The following is a 17,999-nucleotide window of genomic DNA, read 5'->3' as shown; positions in this document are numbered from 1 at the left end:
GCGGAGCCGTCCGTCAGCTGACGCCGGTGCCGCAGTCGGTGCGGATCCGGGGGCTCGCCGCCGGGGAGTCGTCGACGGTGAGGCCCGCCACCTCGACCGTGACGGCCAGCCGGTAGGCGTACGTGCCGACCCGGCCGCGGGGGCAGGACGCCGCGACCGGGCCGCCGGACTGGTCCTGGGCGGGCGTCCACGGCGTGTAGCCGCGTTCGCCATAGGGGCGCCAGCCCGACCAGCTGTCCCGTTGGATCTCGTAGTGCTGCCGCATCCGCGCGGTCCGGCCCGCGCAGTGGGTGCGGAAGCCGGCAGAGTGGATCCGGGCGCGCGGCCGGGCACCGCCGACCACGATCTCGCCGTCCTGGACGGTGCGGGAGACCGTGGTGGTGCACCACCAGCCGTGCACTGTGAGGATCTTGACGTTGGCGCAGTCCGTCCGGCTGTCCGGAGCGCGGTAGTCGGCCCGGCGCACCGTCCGGGGGTCCTTCGGGGCGGCGTCGATGTCGCCGACCGTGGTGCGCAGGGAACCGTCGGGCAGTTCCTCGGAGCGCCAGGCCAGCCTGGTCAGGATCGGGTCCGGTGCGGGGCTGGGGGCAGGGGTCACGGATGCGCAGGGGGTGGCGTTCTCCGGGAGGGCGGCGGGGTGCCGGGCGCCCTGGGGGTCGGGTTGGTCCTGTGCTCCTGGTTGGCAGGCGGTGAGGGTGAGCAGGCCGGCCAGGGCCGTGGCGGCGAGCGGCCGGGGCCGGCGCCGGAGCCGGGGCTGGCTGATGGTCGGGTGGGTGGTCGAAGTCCCGTTGACTTTCGGTGACTTGCTTGCTGGTCGTTTGGTGAACGGTCGGCTGGTCATGAGAATTCCCCCGTGCGGAATGCGGAGCCGGTGCGGCCGTCGTGCGGCGGCGCGGTGCCGTGGAGCGGGACGCGGAGCGCGCCAACCGGCATCGCCCTGGTCCGGGTTAGCGGGGGCCGTGGCTGCCGGCCGCCATGATGGCCTTGAGGATCACCTCGCGGATCTGCGACGGGTCGTTGACCTGGTGCGCGGAGCCACCGGTGGGGGCCACGATCCGGTCCAGTGCCGCCCGGTCCGCCTGCGGGCCGATCGCGATGGCGATCAGCGGCACCGGCCGCTTGGGGTCGGCGAGCCGCTTGAGGTCGGCGGCCAGGGAATCCAGGTCGATGCTGCCGACGTCGTCGTTGGCACCGTCGGTCACGATCACCAGCGTGTTGAACTTCCCGGTGGTGTACGTCGCGGTCGCCCGCTGATAGGCGGCGAGGGTGGTGTCGTAGAGGCCGGTGGCGCTCTGTGGCACGGGGGCCAGCGAGTTGAAGGCGGCGGTGAGCTCATCGCGGTGGGTGCCGCCGTCCGCGCCGCGGTTGCCGAGCCGGCTGGTCGGCGACAGTTCCACGTAGTCCCGGTCGCCGTCCAGGTGGGTGGCGAACTTCCACAGTCCGATCTCGTCCTCGGGCGTGAACGTGGACAGCGCCTGGAGGAGAGAGTTCTTCGCGAGGTCCATACGGGACCGGCCGCCCTGCCCGGGGACCGACACGGCCATCGAGGGCGAGGCGTCCACGGCGGTGGTGATCCGGGCGCTCTGCACCGTGATGGTCCACATGCCCAGCAGCGCCTGGAGTTCCTTGGCCGACGGCAGGTCGGCGGGCGCGGCGGTGTACGGCTGTGGTGCGCGACCGCCGGCCGTACTGGTCAGCTTCGGGTCGGCACTGCCGTTGCCGGCCCGGAAGCCGTGGTCGTGCAGGGTCTCCTGCCCTGAGGTGTCGTCCAGCAGGGTCATGAAGCGGTTGGCGGCGCGGCTCTGGTCGGCGTTCAGGGCATTGTCGTCGACGAGGGTGTACGGGTAGGTGAGCTGCGCGGTGCCGTCCGTCGGGTAGAAGAGGTCGAGCGGGGGGCCGCCGTCCCCACTGGTGTTGTGGGCGTACGCGGCCTGTTCGGAGAGGAGCACCGCCTGGTTGCGCCGCGGATTGCCCTGTTCGGCACCGGAGTCGTTGCGCGGCAGCGTGGCCAGCACCTGGTCGTCGCCGTCCGCGACCCGCTCGTAGAGGAGTTTGGCGGTGGCGGCGGTGCGGGTGGCGGCCTCGTCGCCGGTCTCGGCCTCCTTGTGGTGGGCGGCGTTGATGCGCGCCAGGGAGAGCAGACCGGTGGCGCTGCGGGCCGGGTCGGCGACGCCCAGGCGCAGTGTCCCGTCGGTGGTCGCGGTCCGGGTCAGCGCGGTCCAGGAGTAGGTCTTCCCCGGCCAGCCGAGGGTCTGGGCGGCGTTGCGGACCACGCCCAGGGCGATCGGCGAGGAGGCGAGGGTGCCGACGGACGTCAGGGACGAGCCCCGCTCGTCGGTGACCCGGTCCACCCACAGGTCGGAGTCCGGTACCCATACCTGGAACTCGGGGTTGGCGGGCCGTTGGGCGAGCGAGTCGGCGACCTCGGAGGAAGGCTGCGCGTTGATCTTGACGTCCAGGCACTTGCCGTCGGTGCGGACCGCGTCCTTGCGGGCCTCGTCCGCCACCGCCTCCAGCGCCGGGGCGATGTCGGGCGAGGCGACCACGGAGAGCTGTACGGCGTCGCCGCCGCACGGCTTGCCGAAGGGGAGGAGCCCGCCGCGCACCGCCACGATGGAGCCGGCGGCGGCCGCGACGACGACGACGGTGGCGAGGACGACCGTCCGCCGGCGGCGCGGGCGGGGGGACCCCGTGCCCGGTGGTGCGGAGTCGTCAGGCAAGCTGTGACGTCCCATGCGGTAGCGCCTCTCCTGATACTCGGAGGTCCGGAGCCCCGGACCCCCATCGGGATCGATGCGGACGGGAACACCCCACATGGAGGGCGCCCGTCCCCGGCCTGTCGCGAGCGATCTTCGTACCTGCTTTCGAGACCCTAGCGGTGCGACGGTGGTGAAGAGGCGGTATTGCGGAAGTGGAGGAACCTTTGCAATCGGATACAAGTCCCGTGTCGGACGCGGACGTTCCGGGCGCGGGGAACGGCTCGGGGCGGCTGCTGGAGGCGGCCGGGGAGCCCGCCCGGAGCGTGCTGCGGAACGAAACACTGATCGTCCTGGCGCTCTCCCTAGGGGCCAGCGCGGTCTCCGCGCTCATCAGCTTCCTCGGGGCGCTGACCAAACCCGGCGGTCTCAAGCACCAGGCGGCGACGCTCAACGCCTCGCACGCACCCGGCCGACCCTGGCTGGATCTCGCCTGGCAACTGTTCGGGATTGCAACCGCGCTGGTGCCGGTGCTGCTGGTGGCCCATCTGCTGCTGCGCGAACGGGCCGGCGGGCTGCGCGCGATCGGCTTCGACCGGCGGCGGCCCGGCTTCGACCTGGGGATGGGCACCGCACTGGCGGCGATCATCGGGGGGAGCGGCCTGCTGCTCTATCTGGGCGCGCGGGCGGCCGGGTTCAACCTGACGGTGGTGCCCGAGGCGCTGCCCGAGGTGTGGTGGAAGGTCCCGGTATTGATCGCTTCCGCGGTGCAGAACGCCGTCCTGGAGGAGGTCATCGTCGTCGGGTATCTGCTGCGCCGGCTGGGGCAGCTGGGGTGGACACCGTGGGCGGCGGTGGCGGCCAGTTCGGTGCTGCGCGGTTCGTACCACCTCTACCAGGGCATCGGCGGGTTCTTCGGCAACATGGTGATGGGCGTGATCTTCGCCCTGGTGTACCGGCGCTGGGGGCGGGTGGGGCCGCTGGTCGCCGCGCACGCCCTGATCGACATCGTCGCGTTCCTGGGTTACGCGCTGCTCGCGGGGCGGGTGCCCTGGTTGCCCATGGCGTGAGGCACGGCATCCGGTGGTGCGGGGCGGGTGGCCTGGTGGCCCCCGCCTCTTGCCGTACCAGGGTGGTGTCAGGGGGCGGCGAGCAGTTCGCCGTCGATGACGGTCACCGCCGAACCGGACAGCAGTGTGCGGTCGCCGCGCAGCTCGGTCCGGACGAATCCGGTCCGGGCGCCGCCCTGGAGGCCGACCAGGGTGTCGCGGCCCAGGCGTGCCGACCAGAAGGGGGCGAGCGCGGTGTGCGCGCTGCCGGTCACCGGGTCCTCGGCGATGCCGAGCGCGGGGAAGAAGCCGCGGGAGACGAAGTCGTAGCCGCCGTCGGGGTCTTCGGCGCGGGCGGTGGCGATCACGCCCCGGCCGCCGTGCCCGGCGAGCAGCGCGAAGTCCGGTGACAGGTCCCGCACGGCCTTCTCGTCGGCCAGCTCGATCAGCAGGTCGCCGACGTTGGGCCCGGTGTCGTGGGCGGAACGGATCTCGACGCCGAGCGCCCGGGTGACGGCGTCGGGCACGTCCACGGGGGTCAGCGGGGCGGTGGGGAAGTCCATCGTGATCGAGCCGCCGTCGTCGGCGGTGGTGATCAACACGCCGCTGCGGGTGCGGAAGCGGACGGTGCCGGTGGCGGTGCCCGTGGTGTGCAGTACGTGCGCGGTGGCCAGGGTGGCGTGCCCGCACATGTTGACCTCGGCGGCCGGGGTGAGCCAGCGCAGTGCCCAGTCGGCGTCGCCGCCCGGGGGCAGCGGGTGCGCGAAGGCGGTTTCGGAGAGATTGACCTCGGTGGCGACGTGCTGGAGCCAGGCGTCCTCGGGGAACGCGAGGGAGTCGAACAGCACGACCCCGGCGGGGTTGCCGGCGAACGGGCGCTCGGTGAAGGCGTCGACGATGCGGATCCTCATGGCCGGAGCGTAGGTGCGGCGCAAAGCCGCAGGCCAAGGCCAATCCCAGGAAACTGGACCCGGATGTCCTGGGCGCCCGGTGCGGATTGCGCGGATGCCGTCCACGGGTGAGCGGCTCGGGCTACTCACCCATGAGGGGACGTCATCGAAGGGCGGCGGGTCGGTTCGGACGGTGGCTCATGAACGACTGCGGCCGTGGGCCGTGGGTGAAGTAAGGCTGGCGCGAGGCGTGTTCACGTGCGCTGTAGCCACTCGGTGTACCAGGCGCGGAAACCGGAGCTCCTCGGGACGAAGCCGCCCCAGTCCGGGTCCAAGCACCAGACCTCACCCGCTCGTGGGCCGTTCAGGATCAGCCGGAGGTAGCTGCCGCAGCCCTCTTCGGCCAGCATGAGTGTGCCCCGGGTCAGTTCGTCGGCCGGTGCGCCGATGCGGCCGGGCCGGGGTTCGGTGAGGGGAAACGGTTCGGTGAGCCGGCCCGGCAGCCGGTCTTCTGCCCACTCGTCATCCACGGCCCACTCCTCGCCGCCCTCCGCACGGGGGGCGGTCAACGGCATCAACCCGTGACCGGGACCGGCGGGGCCGTTACCCACCTGCGCGACGAAGGACCGGTACTCCGCCGGCAGATCGATGCCGTGAGCCGCCTCGAACGCCTTGATCTCCGCCTCCGGAAGCGCCGGCGCCAACGCGTACCGGTGCGTGTCCGCCCCGAATCGCTCCCGCCCCGGGTCCCCTGCCGCCATCTGCCGTATCCGAAGGCGTACGCCGCCCTCATCCCAGCTCTCCATCCGGCGACCGTAACAACGACCGGGGTGCCTGGCCCCCCCGCGCCTTGGCGCTAGTCGGCTGCCGGTGGCGGCGCCCCCGGGGGCACCGGTGGCGTCCGGCCCGGGCCTCTGACCAGCGCGCTCACGTTCGGAGGCACGGACTCGCCGCCGGCAAGGCTTCGGTGCCACGTGGTCAGGTGGGTCGGTGGCACGCGCTCAGGTGGGTCGGTGCCACAGGGCAGGACGCCGGTGGCCTGTCGCAAATGATCTGGTCTCGGGTCAGTGCTGTGACCTGCGACGACCAGATCTGTTGAGACGTGGGGAAGTCGAAAATCTCAGCTGATGTGGTCCCTAGTGCGATGCGCCAGAAATCCCGAGCTTAAGTTTCTTGTTGGTTGTTGGTGTCTGGAGGAGTGATCCTTGTGAGGTAGTCGGCGAGGGATTTGAGGATCTCGTCGGCGGTTTTGGTCCACTTGAAGGATCTGGGGTTCTCGTTCCAGGTGTCGATCCAGGCCCTGATGTCGGCTTCAAGGGCTTTGACGGAGGTGTGGACGCCGCGGCGGATGAGCTTGTCGGTCAGCAGTGCAAACCAGCGCTCAACCTGGTTGATCCAGGAGGAACCGGTCGGGGTGAAGTGGATATGGAAGCGCGGATGCCTTCCCAACCATGCCTTGATCTCGGGGGTGTTGTGGGTTGCGTAGTTGTCACATACGAGGTGCACGTCGAGTCCGGTGGGGACCGCCTTGTCTATCGTGATCAGGAACTTCTTGAACTCAATGGCCCGGTGACGGCGGTGGAGTTCGCCAATGATGGTGCCGTCGGCGATGTTGAACGCGGCGAACAGGCTGGTAATGCCGTGCCGCAGGTAGTCGTGTGTGCGGCGTTCGGGCATCCCAGGCATCATCGGCAGGACCGGCTGGGACCGGTCCAGTGCCTGAATCTGGGCCTTCTCGTCCACGCATAACACCACGGCTTTCTCGGGCGGGTTGTGATACAGGCCGACGACATCGACGACCTTCGCGACGAACTGCGGGTCGGTGGAGAGCTTGAAGGAGTCCTGCAGGTGAGGTTTGAGGTCGAACCTCTTCCAGATCCGACCGATGGTGGACTTTGACAGTCCGGTGTGGGCGGCCATGGAGGCACGTGACCAGTGCGTGTCCTTGCCTGGCGTGGACTCCAGGGTCGCCACGACGACGTCTTCGACCTGGTCGAGCAGGATCGACGGTGGCCGGCCCACCCTGGGCTCATCGACCAGCCCGTCCAGCCGATGGGCGATAAAGCGGGCTCGCCATCGGTTCACCGTCTGGTGGCCGACGCCGAGTTCGGCAGCGACCTGCTTGTTGGTCCCGCCCTCCGCACACCGCAGCACGATCTTCGCCCGCAGAGCCAGGAATTGAGCGGTCTTCGCCCGCCGCGACCAGCGCGTCAGCTGGGCCCGCTCGGCCTCGCTGAGCACCAACTCCGCCTTGCGTCGACCTGGCCGCGACTCATCTGCAAGTCCTGCCATCCGCTGGGCGGCAAACCGTGAACGCCACTTCCTCACGGTGTCTGTGGTGACCTTGAACTTTGCTGCTACGCGCGCATTGGGCATCCCGTCCGCACAGGCAAGGACGATGCGCGCTCGTTCAGCAAGACGCGGCACGACCGCTCCGCCCGTCCAACGCAGCAACTCCGCGCGTTCCCTACCGGACAGCGCAACTTCGACAGCACGAGGTCCTCGAGACATAAAAACAGGCTACATACTTAAGCTCAGGATTTCTGGCGCATCGCACTAGTGCTGTGACCGGGAAGGTTCACCGTGATCGGAAGGCGGCTCGTGGGACGAGCGCACGCGAAACGGCTGGTATTACTGGGGCATGCAGGAAGAGACCGCACGCTCCGCGATCGACACGTTCATCTCCGCGTTCAACGCCTCGGACGACAGCTATGTGACTGCCCTGCTCTCCCAGGCCCTGACCTCAGACGTAGTCTTCTGGGGGCCGTTGGGTCGCAGCGAAGGAATCGGGGCGGTCGAGCGGTTCGTGCTGGACATCCGACGCCATCCGGCGGGGACCGGCACGATGGTGCGCTGCTCAGCGGTGGACATGCCTGGCGAATGGGCCCGATACCAGTGGGTCTTCACCACGCCTGATGGAGGCCCCCGCCTGGCGGGAACGGATGTCGTCCATCTGCGACGGAGCCTCATCGACCAGGTCATCGTCTTCGCGGGGGAGATCGAGCCGTTCGCCTCCTGAGTCATCCTTCTGTCGCTGTCCTTCTGTCGCTGTCCTTCTCCTGAACTTGCCCCGTCGGCGTTCGGGGGCTGCGGTTCGCGGTTGGTCAGGCTGCGGTGTTGAGGGGGCGTCCGCCCCAGCGGATGCCCTTTTCGCTGCGGGTGCGGGCGCGTTCCTCCGAGCGACCGCCCGTTCTGTACGCCGTAAGAACCAGATCACTTGAGACCACAAGCGAACCGGACCAGATCACCTGAGACACGGGCCAGGTCGACGAAGGCAGGACGCCGGTGTCCTGTCTCAATGAAGTTAGTACTCCAGCAGCGGTTCGTGTCCTGAGCTGTAGTTCATCGTTGACTGGGCATGGTGGGGATGACGGATGGTGCGGCCTGGGCCGCTGAGTTGGAGTCGGTGTTTGCTCGGGTGGCGGGTCGGTTCGCTCGGGCGGATCTGCGGTGGCGGATGCGGGACTACCTGCGTGGACTGCTGGCTCCGGTGGCCCGCAAGAACGGCTGGCAGCTGGCTGAATACGCAGGTCACCGTAGCCCGGACGGATTCCAGCGGCTTTTGAACTCGAGCGTCTGGGACGCGGATGAGATCCGTGACGATGTGCGGGACTACGTTGCCGGGAAGCTCGGCCCCGGCGGTGTGCTCATCCTCGACGACACCGGATTCATCAAGAAAGGCACCACGTCCGCGGGCGTGGGACGGCAATACACCGGCACATCCGGAAAGATCGACAACTGCCAGATCGGAGTCTTCGCCGCCTACGCCACCGAGCATGGACGGGCCTTGGTGGACCGGGAGTTGTATCTCCCCAAAGCCTGGACGAGTGACCGGGAACGCTGCCGGGCGGCGAAGATCCCTGACGAGAGAGGGTTCGCAACCAAGGGCGAGCTTGCGAAGTCGATCGTGATCCGTACCTTGGCAGCGGGCCTGCCTGCCCAGTGGGTAACGGCGGACGAGGCATACGGCCAGGAGTGGAAGTTCCGGCGCTTACTTGAGGAACTCGGTGTCGGCTATGTGGTCGCGGTGCCCAAGTCGCAGCAGGTCAAGTCCCTGGCGGGCTCCTGGAGGATCGACGAGCTCATCAGGCAGGCTCCGGAGGATGCCTGGCAGCGGCTCTCCTGCGGCAACGGTGCAAAAGGCCCGCGCCGTTACGACTGGGCGAGTGCCAGACTTCCGGCCATCAGCTTCTTCGACGGTGATGAGCCCACCCATCACCGCTGGGTCCTGGCCCGCCGAAGCCTGACCCGCCCGGACGAGATCGCCTACTACTTCGCCTACGCCCCAGTCGTCTGCACTGTCGCTGATCTGGCCCGGGTCGCCGGTATGCGTTGGACGATCGAGGAGTGCTTCCAGGCCGCGAAGAACGAATGCGGCCTGGACGAGTACGAAGTCCGCCGCTACGTGGGCTGGTACCGCCACGTCACCCTGGCCATGCTCGCCCACGCCTTTCTCGCCGGCCTCGCCGCCGACGCCTCAAAAGGGGCTGCAGAAACGACCCCACCAGCAGAACCATCCCACTCACCGTGGCGGAGATCCGCCGGCTCCTGGAACATCTCCTGCCCCACCGAACACCACACCGCCATCCACGAGATCACGCACTGACCTGGTCCCACTGGCGCAGACACCGCCAGGCAACCGCCCAACACTGCCACTACAAAAGAAGAAGCAGCTCAGGACACGAACCGCTGCTGGAGTATTAGTCGTCCACCTCTGCGCTGACCTGCGTGGACTGGATTGGGTGAGACGCGGGGACTCGCTTCGTTGAGACAAATCTCGGCTCGCTAAAGCATCTGCGCGTTCCGATGCTGGTCGCCCGCCTGCTCCAAGGCGGCCTCGTAGGCGTGCAGGGCGGCGATGACTGTGGCGCGTTCCGCGGGGTCGAGACCGCGCATGACGCATTCCCAGGCGGAGGCGCTGGCAGAAAGCCATTCGCCGATCGGTGCGGCGTAGGCGGGGGCGATGGCGATGATGCGGCGGCGGCGGTCGGCGGGATCGGCAGTGCGCTGCAGGACGCCCGGCCGTGACAGCTCGCTGACCATGAGGCTGACGGTCGTCGGGGCCAGCTCCAGCCGAGCGGCCAGCTCGTTGATGCTGGTGGGGCCGTCGTACTCCAGGTGGGCCAGCAGCGCGAGGTGTCGCGGTGCCAGGTCCAGACTCTGGAGCGCCGGAGGTATGGGCAGGCGTTTGGCGCGGCCCACGAGCCGTGGCATGAGCAACAGCAGGGTGCGGACAGCCTCATTGACGGCTGGACCGTCCGATTCCGTGGACATCGGCGACCTCTTCCAGATACCTTTAAAAGCAAAGGCTTTGGATTCAAAGGGAACGAGGTCCACTATGCCGCATCTGACCGTCCACCTTCCAGAGAACAGGCTGACCGGGAACGAACCCATGCTCGTCGCCGCACTGACCGACGCTGTCGTCGACGTCTATGGTGAATGGGCCCGCGACCTCGTAAGCGTCCGCCTGGCGGGAGTCCCCGCAGGCCGTTTCGCGCAGGGTGGCAAGGCCGTGGACACAAACGCCTCGGTGATCTTGGGCGTCCGCGCTAGCGTCTTCGACCGCCCCGACGCCGCCCAGATCACCGCGCGCCTCGGCAGCGCGCTCACCGACGCGATCACGCGCGTTGTCGGCGATGACCTCCGCGCCGGCACCATGGTCGAACTCGTGGCGTCACCGTCAGAACGTACCTTTGTCGGCGGCACCCTCACCGTGTGACCCTCCATCTGGGTCACCTCACGACCCGGCCGTACTCAGGCTCAGCAGCGGCAGTAGGGGGGAACGGGCTCCACCGTGCTTCCGCGTCGGCTTCATCGGGCCGGCGCGGTGGCGGGATGGTTTCGCGGGGGAAGAACGCGTCGTAGATCCTCGGGCTTCGGTGGAAGGCGACGAACTTGTGGGTGGAGAAATGCCGCTCAACCCACTGGATCAGAGGGTCTTTGCGCTCCTTGGGGACGTAGCCGAGAAGGATGTTGCGGACGGTGATCTGTTCGACGAGCCAGGCGACGTGGCCGGTGGCGACAGCGCGGCGTTCCCACTCCCGGCCGGCAAGAAGTCCGGCGAGCGTCACGACTTGAGGGTGGAAGCACATTGTGAGCGTCAGGTCGGGAGAGGGGAGTTTCCCGGTGCCGTCGGTGAGGGTGCGGCGTGCGGTGTCGAGCAGATCGAACGGGTCAGCGGACTGTTGCAGCCAGGCGAAGTACATCTTTCGCGCATCCGGATAGGCGTTGCGAACCCAGCGGCGGCCGTGGCGGGCCATCAGATTTCGGTGGTGTCTCTGGGCTCGTAGCGTGTCGGGGAGCCTGCTGACGTCGACTTGCTCGTCGGCGTCGGCGTCGGCGTTGGCGATGCCGTCGCCGATCCAGAGGCGGTGGCGGAGACAGACGTTGCGGTCATGAGTGGTCCAGCAGGTCACGGTCATGGTGATGCCTGCGGCGTGAGTGCAACGGCGGCAGGCGGGACGCTGAATGGCGGTGTGCAGGGCTGAGCGCGGACGGCCGATGGCGCCGGGCTTGTCGATGGTGTCGACGTCGGCGTCGAGGAATTCAGGCAGGGCCAGTTCCAGGGCGCGTTGGCGGACTCCGGCCGCGACCGCGAGAGGTTCAAGGAGTGTTTTCGCCGGGGTCTTCTTGGTGCGGCGGATCACCAAGAGGGGCAGCAACTGGTCGGCCGGAAGGTGGTTGGCGGCGGCGAGCCTGTGGAGGAAGGAGTCCAGGGTCTCGTTGTGAAAGAGGGGGACGGTGCGCGGAAGCGGCTGTCTCGGTGGCACTACTCGTCGCGTTCCCGCAGATGGAGAAGGTCGGGGAGGGCTCTGAGGCGTTCACGGTGGACCGCTGCGCGGCAAAGACGGGAACACCACACCGGCTGGCACTGACTTCCGCGTGAGGAGCTTGTCTTCTGCTGCAGATCCTGCCCGCAGTGTCCGCACTGCCCCCTGGCCCACCGGGCTTCGTAGGAGGCTTGCCTGCAAGGTTCGGAACACCAGCGAAAAGGGCGGTTGCGTTCGACGACGGTGCCGCAGTAGGCGCAGGGTGCTCTGTGGACGGTGTGCCGGCGGGCACCTTGGGGCGAGAGCGGGACGCGCTTGCGGCGGGCGATCACGAGGCAGCGGTCGGAACACCATCGTGCTGGTCGGCCCTTGACCCTCCGCGAGCGCAGGGGCTGGAAACAGTTGCCGCATCGCGTGTCGATCAGTGCTCGTTGCAGGTCGGTAAGGGGGCGTCCCGTGACCGCGGCCACTTTCTCGACGAGAGGCGGGCCGACGGAGCCCACCGCGCAGAGGTGGGAGCGCAGATCAGCCGCTCGAACCTCCACCCGACCTGGGCGCAGAGCAGCCGCGTCACCTCGAACGCCTCGGTGTCCTTCGGCTCGATCCGATCGTCCGCACGAACATCGACGACCACCGCCGAGCCGTCCGCGCGGCGCACGAAGTAATCCGGGGCGTGCCGACGCTCCCGCTCACCGTCGTGCCAGTGCAGCCAGAACGGCTGCGAGCCGATCCCCACCACGCTCGGATCGAAGTCCATCAGCAGCAGCCGGTCCCGCTCCAGCCACGATTCGAAGCCGACGTGCCGCCCGGTCGTCGCCGCCCAGTACCAGCCCGGGAAGTGACGCTCACCGCGCGACCAGCGAAACGTACGCACGGGTTCGACATCCTCGAACCGGCCCGTCACGCAGTCCCGCAGCGGACGCCGACGACGCCCGTGCACCGCGTCCACGTACGACAACTCGACGCACGGACCCGCGTGATCCACCCCAGCCGGTACAGCCATCCAGCACCCCCAGCGCCCTCAGTCGCGCGACTAGGTTCGCTGAGACAGAAGCCCGAACGGCTCGGTTCGTTGAGACAGAAGCACGAACGGCTCGGTTCGTTGAGAAAACGACTCGATTGAGTGAGACAGGACAGCCGGAAGGTGTGGGCGGACCCTTGTCTGCCGAACAGTTCCGATATATCGTTGACGCATCGCGATCGATCAACGATTGCGAGCGATAGTGCATACGTGATGCACCGACGATGAGAAGGAGGACGCACTATGCGTTCCCAGGGATACGAGTACGGACCTGAGCGCCGGCACGAGCACTACGGCCCCGGGCACCGCGGCGGCCGCGGCGAGTTCGGCGGCGGATTCGAGCGCCGGCGGGCGGCCTTCGGTGGATTCGGCCCGCCTTTCGGAGGCCCGCCCTTCGGGGGTGGTCGAGGGCGAGGCGGGCCGCGCGGCCGGGCCCGGCGCGGCGATGTGCGCGCCTCGATACTGGCGCTGCTCAAGGACCGACCGATGCACGGGTACGAGATGATCCAGGAGATCGCCGAGCGCAGTGGCGGGGCGTGGAAACCCAGCCCCGGCTCGGTCTACCCCACCCTCCAACTGCTGGAGGACGAGGGGCTGATCGCCAGCGCCAGCGAGGGCGGCAAGAAGCTGTTCTCGCTGACCGACGCCGGTCGCGCCGAAGCCGACAGTGGCTCCGACGCCCCCTGGGAGGACGCCGGTCGTGGCGTCGACTGGGAGGCCATGAACGAGATACGGAAGGCGGGCGGCGGTCTGGTCGAGGCGTTCCGTCAGGTGTGGGCCACCGGCAGTCCCGAGCAGCGGGAGAAGGCCATGGCGGTGGTCAACAAGGCCCGCAAGGAGCTGTATCTGATCCTCGCCGAGGAGGACTGAGGTAGTCGGCCGGGGCGGCGGTGCCGAACGGTGCCGCCGCCCCGGCGCTCAGGTCACCAGGCCGGCGAGCCTGCGCAGGGACTCGTCCAGTGCGGTGCTCGCCGAGTCCTTCAGCTTGGCCGCCATCAGGGAGACCGCGGCGCCGGTGAAGGACCCGTCGATCTGGACCGTGGTGGCCCCGCCGTCGGGCGTCAACTGGTAGCGCATGTCGAGGTTGACGCCCATCGGGCCCTTGCCCTTGACGGCGAGCAGTCGGCCCGGTTCCAGCTCCTGCACGGTCCAACTCACCTCGGCGGGGAAGCCCATCAGCTTCATGTTCTCCGCGTAGGCCGCGCCCACCTGGAGGGGCTGCGGGCCGCCGTGCGGGAAATTGGTGTGGGTGGCGTTCCACTGCCCGTAGGAGTCGAAGTCGGTGAGCCGGCCCCAGACCTTCTCGGTCGGTGCCTCGATCCGGGTCTGGGCGGTGACATCGGCCATGCGAGCACCCCTTCGGTGACGGCGTCCTGGCTGGTGCGCGGAACGTAGTCGCACCGGGGCGAAGGTTCAATACCGATGACCTGGATTTGCTGATGGATCGTCAGTTGTGGGTGGGGGTGGGACCGTGGTTGGTAGGTCGGTAGGCGGTCCGCGTGATGCCGGCGCAGCCCGTACGCCGGATCCGCCGGTGTCAGAGGTCGGTCCGGCCGTCGACGGCTGCGCCACGCCAAGCTGTCCGGCGTCACGTCGGAGACTCAGGGGAACGGGTGTCGGTCCGCGTCGCGGAACAGTGGCGCCCACTTCCGGGTCCGCGGGTTTTTCCGAGGCCGGGCGGACGAGAGTGCACCCGTTTGCGATGGATGCCTGGCCTTCACGATCTCTCCGCATATCCTCCGTAAGGATGAGATCGTGTGTGGGCTTCCCCAACCAAGGTGGGATGCGTAAATGCTTCCCGCCGGGGATGCTCCGGCCTTTCAGGACTGGTGGGGTGGGGCTGTGCAAAACCGTACTGCGTACAGCGGCGGGGAACGCTCCGCCCAGGAAGACCTCGACAGTCAGCTCACCGTAGAGCTGGCGTCGGTGGTTTCCGCTGCCCGCAGACGAGCCACCCGCGACGGCGACCGCCAGGTCGACACCGCACACCTCCTCCACGGACTCCTGGAGTGGGACCCCGCGGTCCGCGAGGTTTTTGACGGCGGCCACCAGATCGCCCGACTGCTCGGCTACCTCGTCCAACGCAGCATCGGCTACGGACTCCAATGGCATGGCACCGTCGAGGACTCCGGCGCGGTCCCCATGGTCGCCGAAGGCGGCGTCCCCGGCTGGTCGCCCGCCGCTGCCGCCGCCATGGACGGCGCCCTCGACCGCGCGCACGCCCGCTATGCCACCCGCGCCGGCTGCCTCGACCTGCTCGCCGCACTGGTCGACGACCCCGAATCCCGAGCCGTCGAAGTCCTGCGCCGCGCCTCCGTCGACACCACCCGCCTCGCCGCCCGCCTCGACGGCGAACAGCGCCCCGGACCGGACTGACCAGGCTGTTGCGCACCGCCCCGGACTCGACTGACCAGGCCGCCGCGCATCGCGCCGGCCCGGCCGCGTATCGCCTGGTGAGACAGGAGCTTCGGGGGGTGACGCTGCTGACCGCGGCTGTCATGATGACCCGATGCACGCCTCATCGGGGAGCCAGGCAGGTCACACGACCAGCCCGGCCCAGGGAATCTCCGGGTCCAGGGGGACCCAGCAGCCGGCCGCCCTCGGCCCGGACAACGCCCGGCGCTCCGGACGCGGCGCCGGGCTCGGGCTCGCTCTGATCTCCGCGCTCGCCTTCGGCGGTTCCGGAGTCGCCGCCAAACCCCTGATAGCCGCCGGCCTCGAACCGCTGCACGTCACCTGGCTGCGCGTCACCGGCGCCGCACTGGTCATGCTCCCCGTCGCCTGGCGCCACCGGGACCTGCCCCGCCGCCGGCCCGCACTGCTCGCCGGCTTCGGACTGCTGGCCGTCGCCGGCGTCCAAGCCTGCTACTTCGCCGCGATCTCCCGCATCCCCGTCGGCGTCGCGCTCCTCATCGAATACCTCGCCCCCGCCCTCGTCCTGGGCTGGGTGCGCTTCGTCCAGAAACGCCCCGTCACCCGCGCCGCCGCCGTCGGCGTGGTGCTGGCCGTCGGCGGACTGGCCTGTGTCGTCGAGGTGTGGAGCGGCCTCACCTTCGACGCCATCGGCCTGGCCCTCGCGCTCGGCGCGGCCTGCTGCCAAGTCGGCTACTTCGTCCTCTCCGACCACGGCGGCGACGACACGGGCGACGCGGCACCGGACCCCCTGGGGGTCATCGCCTACGGCCTGCTGATCGGCGCGGTCATCCTCACCCTCATCGCCCGCCCCTGGGCCATGAACTGGTCGGTACTGGGCGGCACCGCGGACCTGAACGGCGTCGGCGTCCCCGCCCTGCTGCTGCTCGCCTGGATCGTGCTGGTCGCCACGGTGACCGCGTACCTCACCGGCGTGGTGTCGATCCGCCGACTCTCCCCGCAGGTCGCCGGAGTCGTCGCCTGCCTGGAAGCGGTGATCGCCACCGTGCTCGCCTGGGTTCTGCTCGGCGAACACCTCTCCGCACCCCAGATCGCCGGCGGCGCGATCGTCCTGATCGGCGCGTTCATCGCCCAGTCGGCCAAACCGCCAACCGAACCGGGGGAGGCCGGCACTGTCATCGCGGCCGGCGGAGGAGCGCCCGCCATGGACGCCCACGAGTCCCAAAACGGGCCGCGGAACGACCGCTGCGCGGCACCGTCCGATAGTGACTTGTCGACCGGTTCGCCCACGACATAGGTTGACGATCATGCATTCGACTGTGCTTCCCCCTCCCGCCGCGTAAGGCGGGCGGCGACCTCCGAGGAAAATCCCGGCCCGGGCGGAGTCCCGAGCTGGTCGACGCTGCCCGCACACGGGACCACGCGACCACTCCACGGCGCACCGCGCCGTCCTGGATTTCCCGGAGTACACCTCCCATGCACAGCGCACCCCACCCCGCCCTGCCCGTGGGCCGGGGACTCGTCTACGTCTCCCTCGCCGCCACCGCCTGGGGCACCGCCGGCGCGGCCGCCGCCCTCCTCTACCAGGGCAGCGGACTCGGCCCCGTCGCCCTCACCTTCTGGCGCACCTTCGGCAGCCTGCTGCTCCTGCTCGCCGTACGGGCGGCGCGGCGGCACCGCACCGGCCGCACCGCCAGGACCAGCCCGCTCCCGGCCGAGACGCCGCGTCGCCGCGCCACGCGGGTCGCGGTCACCGGTATCGCCCTCGCCGTCTTCCAGGCCGCCTACTTCGCCTCCGTCGAAGCCACCGGCCTGGCCGTCGGCACCGTCATCACCATGGGAGCCGGCCCCGTCCTCATCGCCATCGGGGCACGCCTCACCATGGGTGAACGGCTCGGCGCCGGCGGCGTCCTGGCCGTCGGCGGGGCACTGAGTGGTCTGCTCGTCCTCGTCCTCGGCGACGGCGCCGCCACGGTTCGCCCGGCCGGCGTCGGCTACGCCCTGCTCTCCGCCGCCGCCTGCGCCGTGATGACCCTCGCCACCCGCCGCTTCGGCCGGGGCGGCAGCAGCGACCCGTACGCCTCGACCGTCAGCGCGTTCGCGGTCGGGACACTGTGCCTGCTGCCGCTCGCCGCGGCCGAGGGCCTCTGGCCGCACCTCCACGACCTGGGCCGCAGCCTGGTCCTCCTCGCGTACATCGCCGCCATCCCCACCGCCCTCGCCTACGGCCTCTACTTCGCCGGACTGGCCGCCGTCCGGGCCGCGACCGCCTCCGTGATCTCCCTGATTGAACCGGTCTCGGCGGCGGCCATCGCGGTGCTGTTCCTCGGCGAACACCTCACCACGTCGACGGCGGCCGGCACCGCGGTCCTGCTCACGGCCGTCGCGGCGCTGGCGGTAACGGAGGCACGCAGCCGCGGCCGCCAACTCGGGTAGCCGCACGGCGGCTGGTCCTACGGGACCAGCCGCCAGAACTGCCGCTTGTCCTTGTCCCGGACGACGACGCCCAGCCGGGCCAGCTCGTCCCTCAGCTCCCGAGCGTCCTCGGCCGTCCCCGACTTGCCGAGGGCCCGCTCGCGAGCGGTGAACAGGGCGTTCGCGCCGACCGGCAGTCCCGGGGTGTCGGGGACCCAGCGCCGGAACTCGTCCTCGTGCGGATCGCCGTCTGCCCAGGCGTAACCGTGCGCGCGGAACGCCTCGGCGAGACGCTGGGCGTTCAGGCTGCAGCCCTCCCGCGCGAGTTCGGCAGTGTCCGCGGCGAGCAGGACCAGCTCCTTGCCGTCCCGGAACACCCGGTGGACCGCCTCGCGCGAGAACGCCCGCGGCTTCGCCCGCCGGGTGAGGACCACCTCGTCGTCGGAGACGCTGACGGCGAGCTCCTCGTGCTGCCCGAAGAGCGCCACCGCCAACCCCAGCGCCGCACCCACGCTCAGCACACCGATCGTCAGCCAGGGCTCCGGGATCGCGGTCAGCAGCCTGGCCGGGCCCTGCCAGGGCGCGTGCTCCAGCGTCACCAGCCACTTCGCGAGCAGCCGCACCAGCCAGCCGAGGCAGGCGCCGACCGCCGCGAACAGCACACAGACGGTGGCCACGACCGCGGGCGAGTCGGCGAGGACCGTGGGACGGGCCGGCTGCCCGGGCTCTGCACGAGGTCCGGCGGGGCTCCCAGTGGGCTGCGGCTTCTCGATGTCCAAGTGGCG

At 69.7% G+C, this 17,999-nt stretch carries 18 protein-coding genes; 8 read left to right on the top strand and 10 right to left on the bottom strand.

The window, feature by feature from the left end:
* Positions 1 to 13 precede the first annotated feature (13 nt).
* A complete protein-coding gene (locus tag ACO0M4_RS35135; RefSeq protein WP_430375127.1) occupies positions 14 to 841 on the bottom strand; it encodes a hypothetical protein in 828 nt (275 codons plus the stop codon).
* A gap of 106 nt (positions 842 to 947) precedes the next feature.
* On the bottom strand, positions 948 to 2,735 hold the full coding sequence (locus ACO0M4_RS35130; RefSeq protein ID WP_430375125.1) for a substrate-binding and VWA domain-containing protein: 1,788 nt from the start codon (positions 2,733 to 2,735) through the stop codon (positions 948 to 950).
* A gap of 254 nt (positions 2,736 to 2,989) precedes the next feature.
* Between ACO0M4_RS35130 and ACO0M4_RS35125 the strand changes: the two genes are divergently transcribed.
* Positions 2,990 to 3,766 (top strand): CPBP family intramembrane glutamic endopeptidase, encoded by a 777-nt coding sequence (locus ACO0M4_RS35125; protein ID WP_430375366.1) that lies wholly within the window; start codon positions 2,990 to 2,992, stop codon positions 3,764 to 3,766.
* Positions 3,767 to 3,834: 68 nt separating this feature from the next.
* Here ACO0M4_RS35125 and ACO0M4_RS35120 read toward each other — a convergent pair whose 3' ends face one another.
* From ACO0M4_RS35120 to ACO0M4_RS35110, 3 genes are all read right to left on the bottom strand, one after another.
* Entirely contained in the window at positions 3,835 to 4,656 is an 822-nt protein-coding gene (locus ACO0M4_RS35120; protein WP_430375124.1) for a PhzF family phenazine biosynthesis protein, read from the bottom strand.
* 233 nt (positions 4,657 to 4,889) lie between these two features.
* Positions 4,890 to 5,441 (bottom strand): SMI1/KNR4 family protein, encoded by a 552-nt coding sequence (locus ACO0M4_RS35115; protein WP_430375123.1) that lies wholly within the window; start codon positions 5,439 to 5,441, stop codon positions 4,890 to 4,892.
* 358 nt (positions 5,442 to 5,799) lie between these two features.
* The gene (locus ACO0M4_RS35110; protein ID WP_430375122.1) at positions 5,800 to 7,146 is read right to left on the bottom strand and encodes an IS630 family transposase; all 1,347 of its coding nucleotides are present in this window, start codon (positions 7,144 to 7,146) and stop codon (positions 5,800 to 5,802) included.
* A gap of 130 nt (positions 7,147 to 7,276) precedes the next feature.
* Here ACO0M4_RS35110 and ACO0M4_RS35105 point away from each other — a divergent pair, with 130 nt between their 5' ends.
* On the top strand, positions 7,277 to 7,654 hold the full coding sequence (locus ACO0M4_RS35105) for a nuclear transport factor 2 family protein (protein ID WP_430375121.1): 378 nt from the start codon (positions 7,277 to 7,279) through the stop codon (positions 7,652 to 7,654).
* 348 nt (positions 7,655 to 8,002) lie between these two features.
* On the top strand, positions 8,003 to 9,241 hold the full coding sequence (locus ACO0M4_RS35100) for an IS701 family transposase (protein ID WP_430374045.1): 1,239 nt from the start codon (positions 8,003 to 8,005) through the stop codon (positions 9,239 to 9,241).
* A gap of 179 nt (positions 9,242 to 9,420) precedes the next feature.
* Here ACO0M4_RS35100 and ACO0M4_RS35095 read toward each other — a convergent pair whose 3' ends face one another.
* Positions 9,421 to 9,909 (bottom strand): MarR family winged helix-turn-helix transcriptional regulator, encoded by a 489-nt coding sequence (locus ACO0M4_RS35095; RefSeq protein WP_430375120.1) that lies wholly within the window; start codon positions 9,907 to 9,909, stop codon positions 9,421 to 9,423.
* Between ACO0M4_RS35095 and ACO0M4_RS35090 the strand changes: the two genes are divergently transcribed.
* On the top strand, positions 9,902 to 10,354 hold the full coding sequence (locus tag ACO0M4_RS35090) for a tautomerase family protein (protein ID WP_430375119.1): 453 nt from the start codon (positions 9,902 to 9,904) through the stop codon (positions 10,352 to 10,354). The two genes, ACO0M4_RS35095 and ACO0M4_RS35090, sit on opposite strands and share 8 nt — an antisense overlap.
* Positions 10,355 to 10,367: 13 nt before the next feature.
* Here the strand turns inward: ACO0M4_RS35090 and ACO0M4_RS35085 are convergent, their stop codons facing one another.
* Entirely contained in the window at positions 10,368 to 11,405 is a 1,038-nt protein-coding gene (locus tag ACO0M4_RS35085; RefSeq protein ID WP_430375118.1) for a TniQ family protein, read from the bottom strand.
* A gap of 421 nt (positions 11,406 to 11,826) precedes the next feature.
* Positions 11,827 to 12,279: a TnsA-like heteromeric transposase endonuclease subunit gene (locus ACO0M4_RS35080; RefSeq protein ID WP_430375117.1), complete on the bottom strand. Its 453-nt coding sequence runs from the start codon at positions 12,277 to 12,279 to the stop codon at positions 11,827 to 11,829.
* 390 nt (positions 12,280 to 12,669) lie between these two features.
* Here ACO0M4_RS35080 and ACO0M4_RS35075 point away from each other — a divergent pair, with 390 nt between their 5' ends.
* Positions 12,670 to 13,296 carry a PadR family transcriptional regulator gene (locus tag ACO0M4_RS35075; protein ID WP_430375116.1) on the top strand — a complete coding sequence of 209 codons (627 nt, stop codon included), beginning with the start codon at positions 12,670 to 12,672 and terminating at the stop codon, positions 13,294 to 13,296.
* A 48-nt stretch (positions 13,297 to 13,344) separates the two neighbouring features.
* On the opposite strand, the gene ACO0M4_RS35070 is transcribed toward ACO0M4_RS35075, so the two are convergent.
* Positions 13,345 to 13,773, bottom strand: a complete 429-nt coding sequence (locus tag ACO0M4_RS35070) for a type II toxin-antitoxin system Rv0910 family toxin (protein WP_430375115.1) — start codon at positions 13,771 to 13,773, stop codon at positions 13,345 to 13,347.
* Positions 13,774 to 14,268: 495 nt separating this feature from the next.
* Here ACO0M4_RS35070 and ACO0M4_RS35065 point away from each other — a divergent pair, with 495 nt between their 5' ends.
* The 3 genes from ACO0M4_RS35065 to ACO0M4_RS35055 all read left to right on the top strand — a co-directional run bounded on the left by ACO0M4_RS35065 (position 14,269) and on the right by ACO0M4_RS35055 (position 17,235).
* Positions 14,269 to 14,802 carry a Clp protease N-terminal domain-containing protein gene (locus ACO0M4_RS35065; RefSeq protein ID WP_430375114.1) on the top strand — a complete coding sequence of 178 codons (534 nt, stop codon included), beginning with the start codon at positions 14,269 to 14,271 and terminating at the stop codon, positions 14,800 to 14,802.
* A 133-nt stretch (positions 14,803 to 14,935) separates the two neighbouring features.
* Positions 14,936 to 16,096 (top strand): EamA family transporter, encoded by a 1,161-nt coding sequence (locus ACO0M4_RS35060; RefSeq protein ID WP_430375113.1) that lies wholly within the window; start codon positions 14,936 to 14,938, stop codon positions 16,094 to 16,096.
* Positions 16,097 to 16,275: 179 nt separating this feature from the next.
* Positions 16,276 to 17,235, top strand: coding sequence for a DMT family transporter (locus tag ACO0M4_RS35055; protein WP_430375112.1), 960 nt, complete (start codon positions 16,276 to 16,278; stop codon positions 17,233 to 17,235).
* Positions 17,236 to 17,252: 17 nt separating this feature from the next.
* Here ACO0M4_RS35055 and ACO0M4_RS35050 read toward each other — a convergent pair whose 3' ends face one another.
* Positions 17,253 to 17,993, bottom strand: a complete 741-nt coding sequence (locus ACO0M4_RS35050; RefSeq protein ID WP_430375111.1) for a YqeB family protein — start codon at positions 17,991 to 17,993, stop codon at positions 17,253 to 17,255.
* Positions 17,994 to 17,999: the final 6 nt, after the last annotated feature.

The sequence above is a fragment of the Streptomyces sp. RGM 3693 genome, assembly GCF_050471125.1.
GTDB lineage: Bacteria > Actinomycetota > Actinomycetes > Streptomycetales > Streptomycetaceae > Streptomyces.
This window is presented reverse-complemented; position numbering and strand designations above follow the sequence as displayed.

Excerpts from the sequence above, each read along its gene's own strand:
- ACO0M4_RS35060 (WP_430375113.1), top strand. The coding sequence starts at position 14,936 with ATGCACGCCTCATCGGGGAGCCAGGCAGGTCACACGACCAGCCCGGCC.
- ACO0M4_RS35070 (WP_430375115.1), bottom strand. The coding sequence starts at position 13,773 with ATGGCCGATGTCACCGCCCAGACCCGGATCGAGGCACCGACCGAGAAG.
- ACO0M4_RS35110 (WP_430375122.1), bottom strand. The coding sequence starts at position 7,146 with ATGTCTCGAGGACCTCGTGCTGTCGAAGTTGCGCTGTCCGGTAGGGAA.
- ACO0M4_RS35100 (WP_430374045.1), top strand. The coding sequence starts at position 8,003 with ATGACGGATGGTGCGGCCTGGGCCGCTGAGTTGGAGTCGGTGTTTGCT.
- ACO0M4_RS35055 (WP_430375112.1), top strand. The coding sequence starts at position 16,276 with ATGCACAGCGCACCCCACCCCGCCCTGCCCGTGGGCCGGGGACTCGTC.
- ACO0M4_RS35095 (WP_430375120.1), bottom strand. The coding sequence starts at position 9,909 with ATGTCCACGGAATCGGACGGTCCAGCCGTCAATGAGGCTGTCCGCACC.
- ACO0M4_RS35135 (WP_430375127.1), bottom strand. The coding sequence starts at position 841 with ATGACCAGCCGACCGTTCACCAAACGACCAGCAAGCAAGTCACCGAAA.
- ACO0M4_RS35130 (WP_430375125.1), bottom strand. The coding sequence starts at position 2,735 with ATGGGACGTCACAGCTTGCCTGACGACTCCGCACCACCGGGCACGGGG.
- ACO0M4_RS35120 (WP_430375124.1), bottom strand. The coding sequence starts at position 4,656 with ATGAGGATCCGCATCGTCGACGCCTTCACCGAGCGCCCGTTCGCCGGC.
- ACO0M4_RS35075 (WP_430375116.1), top strand. The coding sequence starts at position 12,670 with ATGCGTTCCCAGGGATACGAGTACGGACCTGAGCGCCGGCACGAGCAC.
- ACO0M4_RS35115 (WP_430375123.1), bottom strand. The coding sequence starts at position 5,441 with ATGGAGAGCTGGGATGAGGGCGGCGTACGCCTTCGGATACGGCAGATG.
- ACO0M4_RS35105 (WP_430375121.1), top strand. The coding sequence starts at position 7,277 with ATGCAGGAAGAGACCGCACGCTCCGCGATCGACACGTTCATCTCCGCG.